Source organism: uncultured Maricaulis sp., assembly GCF_947259345.1.
Taxonomy (GTDB): domain Bacteria; phylum Pseudomonadota; class Alphaproteobacteria; order Caulobacterales; family Maricaulaceae; genus Maricaulis.
In genome coordinates this window covers 24,460-37,109 of sequence record NZ_CAMYLS010000030.1, presented here as the reverse complement: position 1 = coordinate 37,109, position 12,650 = coordinate 24,460, and the positions used below count along the sequence as shown (strand labels likewise).

Genomic DNA, 12,650 nt, shown 5'->3' with positions numbered 1-12,650 from the left:
TATCGGGCATCGGGCGCGGGCGGATCGGCCTTGCCATCGCCGCCGCCCGGGGCCAAGTCTTCGGGCGAGTCCCTTTCCCGTCAGCCACAAACGAGCCGCACCATGATGCAAGCCCCCGCCCATTACTTCACTCATCTGGAGTGTTCGGAAACCGGCGAGCGCTATGAGGCCGACCAGCCACACAACCTCTCCAAGGCCGGCAAGCCGCTGCTGGCGCGTTATGACCTGGAGAAGATGAAGGCGGAGAATGATCGAGGGGCGATCTGGGCGCGCGGCGGGGGTTTCTGGAAATGGCGCGAGCTGCTGCCGGTCGCCGACGAGGCGCATGTCTGCGCCCTCGGCGAGATCGATACGCCGCTGATTGATGTCCCGGCCACCGGCAAGGCCTCCGGCGCGACGGGCAAGGTCTGGGTCAAGGATGAGGGCCGCCTGCCGACCGGCTCATTCAAGGCGCGCGGTCTCGCCCTCGCCGTGGCTATGGCCCACCAATTCGGCCTCAATCGCCTCGCCATGCCGACCAATGGCAATGCCGGCGCGGCGCTGTCGGCCTATGCCAGCCGCATGGGCATGGAAAGCTGGTGTTTTGCGCCGGAGGACACGCCGGAAGCAAATCTGCGCGAAATGGCTCTGCAAGGGGCCAAGGTCTTCAAGGTCAATGGCTATATCCATCATTGCGGCGCCCTCGTCGGGGCCGGCAAGGACGAGATGGGCTGGTTCGACGTCTCAACCCTGAAGGAGCCCTACCGGATCGAGGGCAAGAAGACGATGGGCCTGGAACTCGCCGCCCAGCTCGGCTGGAAACTGCCCGATGCGATCTTCTACCCCACCGGCGGCGGCACCGGCCTCATCGGCATGTGGAAGGCCTTCGACGAGATGGAGCAACTCGGTTGGATCGGCCCGGAACGCCCGAAAATGTTCGCCGTCCAGGCCGAAGGCTGCGCCCCCATCGTCAAGGCGTTTGATGACGGCGCGAGGCATGCCGAGGAATGGCTCGACGCCCAGACCGCCGCCATGGGCATCCGGGTGCCCAAGGCGATCGGCGATTTCCTGATCCTGGATGCCGTGCGGGAAAGCGGCGGGGCTGCGCTCGCTGTTTCCGAGGACGCGATCGAAACCGCCCGGACGCGGTGCGCGCGGGAGGACGGGCTGTTGCTCTGCCCAGAAGGCGCGGCGACGCTGGCCGCCATGGAAAAGGCGATGGGGGACGTGCTGCTGGAGCGCGACGCGGAATGCGTGCTGTTCAATTGCGGGTCCGGATTGAAGTACGCGATGCCCGATGGCGCGGTGGCGCTGGACCGGCATGAGGATGTGGATTGGGGGAGTCTTTAGTGGCGCAGCTTGCGCTGCGCGCCCCTCACCTTTGATTCCTCTCCCCGGTCGGGGAGAGGCGGTGCAGCTTTCTTCTTCTCCCCGACCGGGGAGAAGGTGGCCCGGAGGGGCGGATGAGGGGCCCACACTTGACCTCTCCGCCATTCCGTCGCATCCCCCGCGCTTCTATCACACATCGCGCGGAGCCCGCTCATGATCCCCCGCTATACCCGTCCGGAAATGGCCGCCATCTGGTCGGACCAGAACAAGTACAAGATCTGGTATTTGATCGAGGCGCACGCGACGGAGAAGCTGGCCGAGCTGGGTGTGGTGCCGCAATCCGCCGTCGACGCGGTCTGGAAGGCCAAGGACGTCGAGTTCGATGTCGACCGGATCAATGAGATCGAGGCCGAGGTGAAGCATGATGTCATAGCCTTCCTCACCCATCTGGCCGAGCATGTCGGCGAGGAGAGCCGTTTCGTCCATCAGGGCCTGACCTCGTCGGACGTGCTGGACACTTGCCTGGCCGTGCAGATGAAACAGTCCGCCGATCTCCTGCTCGAGGGCATGGACCGGGTGTTGGCCGCGCTGAAGACGCGCGCCATGGAAAACAAATTCACCGCCTGTATCGGTCGCTCGCACGGCATCCATGCCGAGCCGACCACGATGGGTCTGAAGTTTGCGCGCTTCTATGCCGAGTTCGACCGCAATCGCGCCCGCCTGGTCGCCGCCCGCGATGAGATCGCCACCTGCGCCATTTCCGGTGCCATCGGCACCTTCGCCAATATCGACCCGGCGGTGGAAGAACATGTCGCCGAACAGATGGGCCTGACCGTCGAGCCGGTCTCGACCCAGGTCATCCCGCGCGACCGCCACGCCAATTATTTCGCCGTGCTGGGCCTGATTGCCTCGGCCATCGAGAATATCGCCATCGAGGTGCGCCACCTGCAGCGCTCGGAAGTGCGCGAGGCCCAGGAATATTTCTCGCCGGGCCAGAAGGGCTCGTCGGCCATGCCGCACAAGCGCAATCCCATCCTCACCGAGAACCTCACCGGCCAGGCCCGCCTCGTGCGCTCCGCGGTTGTGCCGGCGATGGAGAATATTGCCCTCTGGCACGAGCGCGACATCTCGCACTCCTCGGTCGAGCGCGGCATCGGTCCGGACGCCAATGTCCATCTCGACTTCGCCCTGCACCGCACGGCCGGCATGATCGAAAAGCTGATCGTGCATGAGGACCGCTGCCTGGAGAATTTGCAGGCCTATGGCGGCATCCACAATTCCCAGCGTGTGCTGCTCGCCCTGACCCAGGCCGGCGCCTCCCGCGAGGACAGCTACCGCCTGGTCCAGCGCAATGGCATGAAGACCTGGGATGAAGGCGGCATGCTGGTCGACCACCTCAAGGCCGATGAAGGCGTCACCGCCCTGATGACCGACGCCCAGATCGAGGCCTGTTTCGACGAGGCCTATCACATGAAGCATGTCGACACGATTTTTGCGCGAGTGTTCGGCTAGTCACCTTTTCTTCCCCCGCGAGCGGGGGAGGTGCCGGGCGCATGCCCGGCGGTGGGGGCGCCGCGCAAGGCGCGGCGTTGTCGATGCTTGGCACTGCCCCGCCCGCCGATGGCGGGCGCCCCCTTCGACCCGAGGCTTTGCCTCGGGCCACTTCCCCCGCTCGCGGGGGCAGAAAACCGGCCTTGCCTATGGCGGTCCCCAGCGGCACCGCCTACATTCCCCCCATGGCCAAGACACACCCCCATATCGACGATCGCATCCGCGCCTTCATCGAGGCCCAGAAGATGTTCTTCGTCGCCACGGCCCCGTCCGGAGACGGCGGGCATGTGAACCTGTCGCCCAAGGGCTATGACAGTTTCCGCATCCTGGGGCCCAATGAGGTCGCCTATCTGGATCTTGGGGGTTCGGGCATCGAGACACTGGCGCATGTACGCCAGAATGGCCGCATCACCTTCATGTTCTGCGCCTTTGAAGGGGCGGCGAACATCTTGCGCCTCTATGGTCAGGCCGAGGCCGTTTCCTTCGAGGAAAACGGGTTCGCCGAGAAGGCTGCCCTCTTCCCGGATTCCCCCAAGGTGCGCACCATCTTCACCGCGAAGATCGACCGCATCCAGGACAGCTGTGGCTGGGGTGTGCCATTTTACGACTTCAAGGGTGAGCGCGACCAGCTGGTGCGCGTCAACGCCCACCGCTCCGACGAGGAGTGGGCGGAGCGTCGCTATATTGCCAATGCCGCCTCGATCGACGGCTTGCCCGGACTGGTCAAGCCGGATGCGGCGGAATGAATGACGCTGCCACCCTCGCCGACCCGCGTGCCGACAAGGTCGAGATCGAGAACCTGATCAAAGTCTGCTACGAGATGGTATCAGGCCCGGCCGGGCCTCGCGACTGGTCGCGCCAGGACGAGATTTTCCATCCCGATTGCCGCCAGATTCGCACCGGCGTGGATGAAAGCGGTCAGCCCTGGATGCGGACCTTCTCGCTGGATGAGTACCGGGCGGATGCCGACGCCAAGCTGGCAACCATGGACTTCTACGAGATCGCCTTGGTCAACCGGATCGAGGTCTTCGGCAATATCGCGCAGGCCTGGTCAAGCTATGAGGCCAAGACCCGGCCCGGCGATGCGCCGTCCGAACGGCGCGGGATCAATGCCTTTCACTTCTATAAGGGGCCGAACGGCCGCTGGCAGATCATCGCCATGATCTGGGATAATGAACGCGACGGGCTGCGCCTGCCCGCCGACATGACAGGATTTTGAGTCCATGCGTATCAGCCTGATCCTCATCGCCACCCTCGCCGTCTTCATGGCACCGAACTTCTTTCGCGCCAGCTGGGAGGGCACCGCCGAAGCCGAAATCGCGGAAGCCGAGAGCGAGCCGCGCCTGGTGGCGGCGATGTTCCGCTCTTCCTGGTGTTCGGCCTGCCGCGTGATCGAACCGCGCATCGAGGATGTCCGCGCCGAATACGAAGACGCCGCCATCGACTGGGTGAAGTTCGACTTCACCCTGGGCCGCCGCGACCATCTGGCCGAGCTGGCCGAGGCCGAGGGCCTGTCAACGATCTACAGCGACGCCGCCGGCTCGACCGGCTTCATGCTGCTGATCGACCGCGACACCAATCAGGTCTTCGAGATGATCACCATGGATTATGGCCGCGACCAGATCCGCGACGCGCTGGACCGCTGGCTGGTCGTCGTGGAAAGGCTCGAAGCGGAAGGCGTTTAGGCACAAAAAAGCCCCGGCCAGACCGGGGCTTTTCTCTATCGCATGTGTCGCGGCAATCAGCCTTCAGACCGGATCTGCTCGCGGGCCGTGATCAGCAGGTCATCCATTTCCTTGCGCAGGAGGTGGTCGGAGAGTTCGACACCCTTGGCATCGAAATCGCCGCGCACCTTGCGGAAGACGTCATCATCACCGGCTTCCTCGAAATCCGCGATGACAACCGATTTGGCATAGGCCTCGGCCTCGGGACCGCTCAGGCCCATCTTGTCGGCCGCCCACAGGCCCAAGAGCTTGTTGCGGCGGGCGGTCGCCTTGAACTCGATCTCCTGATCGTGGGCGTACTTGTTCTCGAAGCCTTTTTCGCGATCGTCGATGCCCGACATGGGTCTCTCCTTGAGGACGGTCCTGATGGACGGTTGTGTTGCCTTGTTGAGTAGCTTGGCCGCCCCGCCAAATCAATATTCCCACTGAGGCCGAGGACAGCCTCATGCCGCACCGCGACAAGAGATTGCGCTGGCGGTCCGCGAGGGATATTTTCGGCCTTCGATACGCGGTCCGGTCTTCGATTCGGACCGCGTCGTGCTTTTTCATGGCCGGGTGCCCGCTGGGGGCGTGCCGGGCCTGCCGCTGGAGCGTCGCTCATGTCCCGCCGCAAGATGATTTACGAAGGCAAGGCCAAAATCCTGTACGAAGGTCCCGAGCCGGGCACCATCGTCCAGTATTTCAAGGACGACGCGACGGCCTTCAACAATCAGAAACACGCTACGCTGGAAGGCAAGGGCGTGCTCAATAACCGGATTTCCGAGCACGTCATGCTCGGTCTCGGCCGGATCGGCATTCCCACCCATTTCCTCAAGCGCCTGAACATGCGCGAACAGCTCGTGCGCCAGGTCGAGATCATTCCGCTGGAAGTGGTCTGCCGCAATGTCGCCGCCGGTTCGATCAGCACGCGCCTCGGTGTGCCGGAAGGCGAACAGCTGCCGCGCTCCATCGTCGAATTCTACTACAAGAAGGACGAGCTCGGCGATCCGATGATCTCCGAGGAGCATATCACCGCCTTCAACTGGGCGACCCATCAGGAGATCGACGACATGATGGCGATGACCCTTAGGGTCAACGACTTCCTGAGCGGTCTCTTCACCGGTGCCGGCATCCGCCTGGTCGATTTCAAGCTGGAATTCGGTCGCCATTATGAGGGCGACATGGTGCGAACCGTGCTGGCCGACGAGATCAGCCCGGACAGCTGCCGCCTGTGGGATCTCGAGACCAACGAGAAAATGGACAAGGACCGCTTCCGCCGCGACATGGGCAATGTCACCGAAGCCTATGCCGAAGTGGCCCGCCGTCTCGGCATCATGAAGGAAAGCGGCCAGAGCGCCGCCAATGGAGATGTCGGCAAGGGCGACGCGACGAAGTAAGCTCGCACCAGGTCCTCGCCCTTGATGGGGAAGGACCTGTGCAGTAACTGGGTTCGGAAAACGGGCTTTGCCCCAATCATCAATTGATGTCTTGCCGGGACTAAGCCTCAGCCGGTTTTCGAGCTCAAGGGTGAAACCGCGGAGCGGCGCCTCCAGCGCCCTTGACCTCGAAAACCGGCTGAGACCCGCTGGCTGACAAGACAACAATGCCGTGTTCCGAGCGTGCTCGAATTCCTGACGGATGAGGGCAGGACGAAGTCCGAAATCACATCATGCCTCCCTGCCCTGCTGAATCCGCGCGCCCGATGAATTGCGCCTGCGGCGATGTCGCTTTATGCAGGGGCGAAATGTCGTGACCAGCACAAGCGAGTCGAGCCCGTGAAAGCGAAAATCCACGTCTATCTGAAACCCGGCGTCCTGGATCCCCAGGGAGCCGCCGTCGCCGGCGCCCTGCACAATATGGGTTATGACGAAGTCACCGCCGCCCGTCAGGGCAAGCTGATCGAGCTCGATCTGACCGGCGATGATGTCGAGGCCGCCCGCAAGCGCGTCGACGAGATGTGCGCCAAACTCCTCTCCAACCCGGTGATCGAGAGCTACTCGATCGAGCTGGCGTAGGGAGAGGCCGCACTCATGAAATCCGCCGTCATCGTCTTCCCGGGCTCGAATTGTGATCGTGATGCCCACGACGCGATCGAGAAAGTCACGGGCCACAAGCCGGCCATGGTCTGGCACCAGGACAGCGACCTGCCCGAAGGCACCGAATTTGTCATGGTGCCCGGCGGGTTTTCCTATGGCGATTATCTGCGCTGTGGCTCGATGGCCTCGCGCTCGGCGATCATGCCGGCGATCGTCGCCCATGCCGCGACCGGTGCGCCGGTCCTGGGCGTGTGCAACGGCTTCCAGATCCTCACCGAGAGCGGCCTTCTGCCGGGCGCGCTGATGCGCAATGCCGGGCTGAAATTCGTCTGCGAGAAAGCCCCGCTCACCGTCGAGAACGCCAATACGCAATTCACCTCGCGCTATGAGGCCGGGGCCCAGCTTCTGGTGCCGATTGCCCATCATGACGGCAATTATTTCGCCGACCCCGACACGCTCGACCGTATCGAGGGCGAAGGCCAGGTCGTCTTCCGCTATGGCAGGAACCCCAACGGGTCGGCCCGCGACATCGCCGGCATCACCAATGAACAGGGCAATGTGATGGGCATGATGCCCCACCCGGAACGCGCCGTGGACATGGGCCATGGCGGTACGGATGGCCTGGCCCTGTTTGAGAGCCTGCTGGGGAGCGCTTGATCTGATGGCAGCGGCTTTGGCTCAGCTTTTGGAGCGTTCTAGCGCTGCCATAGGCCGCCCATTGTCCGAGATTGGCGAGCTGCCTCAGTCGTATGAGTCCCTGAAACCCTTGCTTAGTCTTCGTAACGGCTTCTACGCCGACTACTCAGCACTCTACGTCTTGCCGTTCGACCCAAATATGGCGCCAAGTTTGAACTCATCCAAGAAGATAGCGACTTCGCTAAGCAAATTTGAGGAAGCCCAAAGCGCAACAGTTTTTGCATTCGACGCCTTTGGCATGCCCTTCATCATCCGCCAGGGATGTTTTGGTCACCTCGACTACAGCACCGGAGCGGTCGAGTGGATGGGCAACTCTGCGGAAGAATGGTCTGATGCTGTCTTGGGTGACTTCCGCCGTTACTCTGGCTGGCCGTCGGTGGAAATGTGGCAAGCTGAACACGGCAAGCTGCCTGTTGGAACACGTCTATTTCCGGTTCGCCCATTCATTCTCGGCGGGCAGTTCGAAACGTCTAATCTAAAGGCTGTGCCCATTGCCGATGGTTTCGGCGCGGCGGCGCAGATCTACGAACAAACCAAGGACCTCTCCGAAGGGGCGCAGGTCCGAATTGTGGTGGCTGACTAATCATGACCCAATACGCCGAAGGCATCACCGCCGAGATCGTCAAGGAACACGGTATCAATGACGCCGAATACGCAGTCATTCTCGACCGTCTGGGCCGGGCGCCGAACCTGGTTGAGCTGGGTATTTTCTCGGTCATGTGGTCGGAGCACTGTTCCTACAAGTCATCGCGCGCGCATCTGGGCAAGCTGCCGACCTCGGGCGCCAAGGTGATCCAGGGGCCGGGCGAGAATGCCGGTGTAATCGATATCGGTGACGGCCAGGCCTGTATCTTCAAGATGGAGAGCCACAACCACCCCTCCTTTATCGAGCCCTATCAGGGCGCGGCGACCGGCGTCGGCGGCATCCTGCGCGATGTCTTCACCATGGGCGCGCGTCCGGTGGCGCTGATGAATGCGCTGCGCTTCGGTGCGCCGGACCACAAGAAGACCCGTCAACTGGTCTCCGGCGTCGTTGCCGGCATTGGCGGCTATGGCAATTGCGTCGGCGTACCGACCGTGGGCGGCGAGACCAATTTCCACGCCGGCTATAACGGCAATATCCTCGTCAATGCGATGGCGGTGGGTCTGGCCGAGGCGGACAATATTTTCTACGCCCGCGGCGCCGAGCCGGGCCAGCCGATCGTCTATGTCGGCTCCAAGACCGGCCGCGACGGCATTCATGGCGCGACCATGGCTTCGGCGGAATTTGATGACCAGTCCGAAGAGAAGCGTCCCACCGTCCAGGTCGGCGATCCCTTCGTGGAGAAAAAGCTGATCGAGGCTTGCCTCGAGCTGATGGCCACCGACGCCATCGCCGCCATCCAGGACATGGGCGCAGCCGGCCTCACCTCTTCCTCGGTCGAAATGGCCGACAAGGGCGGGATCGGCATCGCGCTCGACATGGACAAGGTACCCCAGCGCGAAGCCAACATGACGACCTATGAGATGATGCTCTCGGAAAGCCAGGAGCGCATGCTGGTCATCATGAAGCCGGGCCGCGAAGACGTCGCCTACGAGATTTTCCGCAAATGGGAACTCGATGTCGCGGTGATCGGTGAGACCACGGATACCGGCCGCATGGTCCTCACCCACAAGGGCGAGACCGTTTGCGACATCCCGGTCGCGCCGCTGGCCGATGACGCGCCGAAATATGAGCGCCCCTATTTCGCGCCGGAAGTGCGCGCCCAGCTGAATGCCAAGGACGTCGCCCAGCCCGACCATATGGGCGAGGTCTTGCTGAGGATCATGTCGAGCTCTGATATGGCGTCAAAGGCCTGGATCTGGAAACAGTATGACCGCCACGTCATGGCTGACACGACGGCGTCCTCGGAAGACCCGTCGGACGCTGCCATCGTGCGCGTGCACGGTACGAAGAAGGCGCTGGCCATCACCACCGATTGCACGCCGCGCTATTGTTTCGCCAACCCGTTCGAGGGCGGCAAGCAGGCCGTGGCCGAAGCCTGGCGCAATCTGACCGCCACCGGTGCCGATCCGATCGCCATCACCGATTGCCTGAATTTCGGCAATCCCGAGCGTGAAGAGATCATGGGCCAGTTTGTCGGCTGTATCGAAGGCATGGCCCAGGCCTGTGCCACACTCGACTTCCCGGTCGTGTCCGGCAATGTCAGCCTTTACAATGAGACCAATGGCGTCGCCATTCCGCCGACCCCGGCTATCGGTGGCGTCGGCCTGATCCCGGACATGGCGAAGCGTGCTCATTTCGGCGGCATGCGCGAGGGCGACATCCTGCTGGTCGTCGGCGAGACCGAAGGCGCACTGGGCGCTTCGGTCTATCTCAAGGTGATTGAAGGCCGTGAAGATGGCGGCGCGCCGCTGGTCGATCTCGATGTCGAGAAAGCCAATGGCGATTTCGTGCGTGGCCAGATCCGCGCCGGACGCCTGTCGGCCTGTCACGACCTGTCCGATGGCGGCCTTGCCTGTGCGGCGGCCGACATGGCGCTGGCCTCGGACATGGGCATCAAGCTCGCCCATGAAGGCAATGTCCCCATGCATGGCTATCTCTTCGGTGAGGACCAGGGGCGGTATCTCCTGGCGGCCGCCAAGGAAGACGCCATCGCCATCCTGCAGGATGCCAAGGCCGATGATATCCCGGTCCATGTGGTTGGCCTCGCCGGCGGCAAGGCGGTCACCGTCAATGGCGCCCACCCGCTGGAGCTCGACCGCCTGCGCGCGGCCTGGGAAGGCTGGATGCCGGGTCTGATGGAGCAGCTGGTCGAAGCCGCCGAATAGCGCAAGCAGCGCCCGGTCCAAACATCAAAGCCGCCGCGAGATCGCGGCGGCTTTTTTGTGTCCCGTATTGCCGATCAATCCTCGGCCAGCGCGAACACGCGCTCGACGGGAACATCAAAATGCCGCGCCAGGCGAAGGGCGATGACTGTGGAGGGCACGAAACGCCCGACTTCGATCGTGCTGATCGTCTTGCGTGAGACTTTGATCGCCTCGGCCAGATCGGACTGGCTCATCCCGGTCTCGGCTCTCAGGACGCGCAGGCGATTGGTGAGAGGCGCGCTCACACCGCCTCTCCTGCGTCACTGTCACGGCTGAAAATGAAGAAGGAGAAGGCGAAACTCGCCAGCGCGATCGTGATCACAAGATCGAGCAGGACTTCCGCAGCCATCCGGCTGAGCACCAATCGATCCAGGGTCGTCAACACGGTCAACACGATGAAGGTCGTCGCAAAACCGGTCAGTCCGGCGCGCTGGATGGCGAGGCTCATGAAACCGTCCTCCTTCCAGGGATTGATGGGCGGACCGCCAAAGCGCCGCTTGATGATGAAGAAGGCGGGCAGGAAGACCACCAGGATCATCAATCCACCCACCAATTGCGCTCTGTCGAGATAGCCGGCCAAAGTCTCGCCGGCATAGGCTTCCATCACCTTGAGCGCATAGATCGAGGCGGCCAGTGCCGCCGCCCAGCCTGTCATGCCGGCAAGACGATCACTCGCCTCGGCGCGATTGCGGGGGGAAAGGAATGACATGAAGATCTCCGGAAGAGTTACGATACCCTTGATATACACATTGATACCCTAAGGTGTCAATGTGGGGCGTTTAAGTACCAGGCCGACGTGCACAGCAAAAAGGCCCGACGCGAGCGCCAGGCCTTCTGACATCGTCAATTCATGAGCGAAATCAGCGCCCGGACGCCTCGCCAATCAGATCGAGATTTTCATCCGAGACCCGCGCGAAATCGGCGACCGCTTCGCTGGCATCCTGAAAGAAGTCCAGCGTCATGTTTTCATAGGTGTCGGTCGGCTGGTGATAATGCGGATGGAAGTCGACACCCAGATAGATGAAGGGAATGCCGGCGGCGTGGAAGGCGCCACTATCGGTGAGATTGGTCCAGTCCCCGCCCGGCACCTCGGTCGGCTCGTCATAGCCCATCGGCATGGCAACGCTGGCCCGCTCCGCCACCTCCTCGACGATCGGCGTGAGGTAGGGATAGTGATAGGTCCCGACCGCCCAGAGGATGCGGTCCGTCGACATGGCAACCATGTCCATATTCAGATTGAAGGTAATGTTCTCGGCCGGGATGGGCGGATTCTCGACGAAGGCCCGCGCCCCCTGAAGACCGTTCTCCTCGGCATCGACCAGGGCGATGATCACATCGTGCTCGGGCGGTTCGGCAAGGAACATTTCAGTGACCGCAAGCACCGAGGCCACACCGGACGCATTGTCGTCGGCGCCATTCCAGATCTGCCCGTCGCGCATCCCGACATGGTCATAATGAGCCGTGACCACCATGGTGCGGTCGCTATCGCTGCTGCCGTCGATCCGGGCGAGGATATTGATCCCGTCCACCTTTTCGCCGGTCCGGCGCGATGTGAAGCTGAACGCGTGCTCATAATCGCCATCGACCGGCTCTGCGCCCATCGCCTCGAGACGCCCGATGATATAGTCGCGGGCGCGTGCATTGCCGTCAGTTGCGACCGCCCGCCCCTCCATGTCGTCAGCGGCAAGGACTTGCAGATCGGTGAGCAACTGGCTGCGATCCAGCGCCCAGACTGCCTGTTCGGCAACGTCCGACGCCATCGAGTCGGGCTGGATTGCGACGCACCCCGTCGTCAGAACAGCCAGTGAAATTGCGGTTGAAGCCAGAATGGCGCGCATGGAAGCCCCCTCGAATGTATCATCCGCAGGAAGTTTGACATGCGGGGCGGGCCGGCCCCACCAAATTTTCCGTAACAATCAGAACCAGCGGCTGGGACGTGCAGCAGGCTCGTCCTCATGGTCCGGCCAATTGGCCTCGGATTGTTCCAGATAGCCGGGTATATCGCGCTCCCAGCGTTCCTGGATGGAGGGCGAGAAATTCATGTAGAGGACACCATCGACGATCCGGTAGGCGAGCGGATCGGAACGCACCTTGCGGTCATCGGCCAGCGCATAGGCGCAATGTCCGTCATAGGCGGGCGCATAGCGCTCCGGGTCCGCCAGAAAGAGATCGCGATTGGCCTCGGTGGCGAAATACCAGGTGGCATCATTATAAGTCGCGGTGATCGTTTCGAGCCCCTCGAGGGGCCTGTCATTGATGTGATAGCTCACCACGTCATAGCCACCGACCGGTCGCCCGTCCCGGTCGAGATATGGCTCGCCGGCAAGAGCGGTGCCCGCCGTCCCCAGCAGAGCCAAGACCAGCCCGACAAGGCCGACCCGCGATCGAAAGCGTGTTTTGGCAGTCCTCGAGGCGATCATGGTCTTTTCCCTTGCAGCGGTCACGACTAGCTTGGCGCTGATATGGGCTGTCCGAAGCCATCAGGATAGTGCACAGCCCGACACAT

Annotated in this window: 15 protein-coding genes; 10 read left to right on the top strand and 5 right to left on the bottom strand. The window is 62.6% G+C overall.

The features are described 5' to 3' along the window. Positions 1–102 precede the first annotated feature (102 nt). The 5 genes from Q0X62_RS14135 to Q0X62_RS14115 all read left to right on the top strand — a co-directional run bounded on the left by Q0X62_RS14135 (position 103) and on the right by Q0X62_RS14115 (position 4,544). Positions 103–1,329 carry a threonine synthase gene (locus tag Q0X62_RS14135; protein ID WP_297737174.1) on the top strand — a complete coding sequence of 409 codons (1,227 nt, stop codon included), beginning with the start codon at positions 103–105 and terminating at the stop codon, positions 1,327–1,329. Between the two features lie 192 nt (positions 1,330–1,521). Beyond that, the gene (purB, locus tag Q0X62_RS14130; protein ID WP_297737171.1) at positions 1,522–2,820 is read left to right on the top strand and encodes an adenylosuccinate lyase; all 1,299 of its coding nucleotides are present in this window, start codon (positions 1,522–1,524) and stop codon (positions 2,818–2,820) included. A 224-nt stretch (positions 2,821–3,044) separates the two neighbouring features. Continuing rightward, positions 3,045–3,605: a pyridoxamine 5'-phosphate oxidase family protein gene (locus Q0X62_RS14125; protein WP_297737168.1), complete on the top strand. Its 561-nt coding sequence runs from the start codon at positions 3,045–3,047 to the stop codon at positions 3,603–3,605. Beyond that, positions 3,602–4,078 carry a hypothetical protein gene (locus Q0X62_RS14120; protein ID WP_297737165.1) on the top strand — a complete coding sequence of 159 codons (477 nt, stop codon included), beginning with the start codon at positions 3,602–3,604 and terminating at the stop codon, positions 4,076–4,078. Before Q0X62_RS14125 ends, Q0X62_RS14120 begins: the two co-directional genes overlap by 4 nt. A 4-nt stretch (positions 4,079–4,082) precedes the next feature. Further along, entirely contained in the window at positions 4,083–4,544 is a 462-nt protein-coding gene (locus Q0X62_RS14115; protein ID WP_297737162.1) for a thioredoxin family protein, read from the top strand. Positions 4,545–4,600: 56 nt separating this feature from the next. Here Q0X62_RS14115 and Q0X62_RS14110 read toward each other — a convergent pair whose 3' ends face one another. Next, positions 4,601–4,924, bottom strand: coding sequence for a DUF1476 domain-containing protein (locus Q0X62_RS14110; RefSeq protein WP_297737159.1), 324 nt, complete (start codon positions 4,922–4,924; stop codon positions 4,601–4,603). A 258-nt stretch (positions 4,925–5,182) separates the two neighbouring features. On the opposite strand from Q0X62_RS14110, the gene purC reads away from it, so the two are divergent. The 5 genes from purC to purL all read left to right on the top strand — a co-directional run bounded on the left by purC (position 5,183) and on the right by purL (position 10,105). After that, on the top strand, positions 5,183–5,959 hold the full coding sequence (gene purC / locus Q0X62_RS14105; RefSeq protein WP_297737156.1) for a phosphoribosylaminoimidazolesuccinocarboxamide synthase: 777 nt from the start codon (positions 5,183–5,185) through the stop codon (positions 5,957–5,959). Positions 5,960–6,337: 378 nt separating this feature from the next. Continuing rightward, complete coding sequence (purS, locus tag Q0X62_RS14100; RefSeq protein ID WP_291842833.1) at positions 6,338–6,577, top strand: phosphoribosylformylglycinamidine synthase subunit PurS; 240 nt, start codon at positions 6,338–6,340, stop codon at positions 6,575–6,577. Positions 6,578–6,592: 15 nt separating this feature from the next. Continuing rightward, complete coding sequence (gene purQ / locus Q0X62_RS14095; protein WP_297737152.1) at positions 6,593–7,255, top strand: phosphoribosylformylglycinamidine synthase subunit PurQ; 663 nt, start codon at positions 6,593–6,595, stop codon at positions 7,253–7,255. A gap of 4 nt (positions 7,256–7,259) precedes the next feature. Beyond that, positions 7,260–7,877 (top strand): hypothetical protein, encoded by a 618-nt coding sequence (locus Q0X62_RS14090; RefSeq protein WP_297737149.1) that lies wholly within the window; start codon positions 7,260–7,262, stop codon positions 7,875–7,877. A 2-nt stretch (positions 7,878–7,879) separates the two neighbouring features. Beyond that, a complete protein-coding gene (purL, locus tag Q0X62_RS14085; protein ID WP_297737146.1) occupies positions 7,880–10,105 on the top strand; it encodes a phosphoribosylformylglycinamidine synthase subunit PurL in 2,226 nt (741 codons plus the stop codon). Positions 10,106–10,179: 74 nt separating this feature from the next. Here purL and Q0X62_RS14080 read toward each other — a convergent pair whose 3' ends face one another. The 4 genes from Q0X62_RS14080 to Q0X62_RS14065 form a co-directional block, all read right to left on the bottom strand. Continuing rightward, the gene (locus Q0X62_RS14080; RefSeq protein ID WP_297737144.1) at positions 10,180–10,389 is read right to left on the bottom strand and encodes a helix-turn-helix transcriptional regulator; all 210 of its coding nucleotides are present in this window, start codon (positions 10,387–10,389) and stop codon (positions 10,180–10,182) included. Then, the gene (locus Q0X62_RS14075; protein WP_297737142.1) at positions 10,386–10,853 is read right to left on the bottom strand and encodes a hypothetical protein; all 468 of its coding nucleotides are present in this window, start codon (positions 10,851–10,853) and stop codon (positions 10,386–10,388) included. Before Q0X62_RS14075 ends, Q0X62_RS14080 begins: the two co-directional genes overlap by 4 nt. Positions 10,854–11,004: 151 nt before the next feature. Beyond that, complete coding sequence (locus tag Q0X62_RS14070) at positions 11,005–11,982, bottom strand: M20/M25/M40 family metallo-hydrolase (RefSeq protein WP_297737140.1); 978 nt, start codon at positions 11,980–11,982, stop codon at positions 11,005–11,007. 78 nt (positions 11,983–12,060) lie between these two features. Further along, entirely contained in the window at positions 12,061–12,564 is a 504-nt protein-coding gene (locus Q0X62_RS14065; protein WP_297737137.1) for a YHS domain-containing (seleno)protein, read from the bottom strand. Between the last annotated feature and the right edge of the window lie 86 nt (positions 12,565–12,650).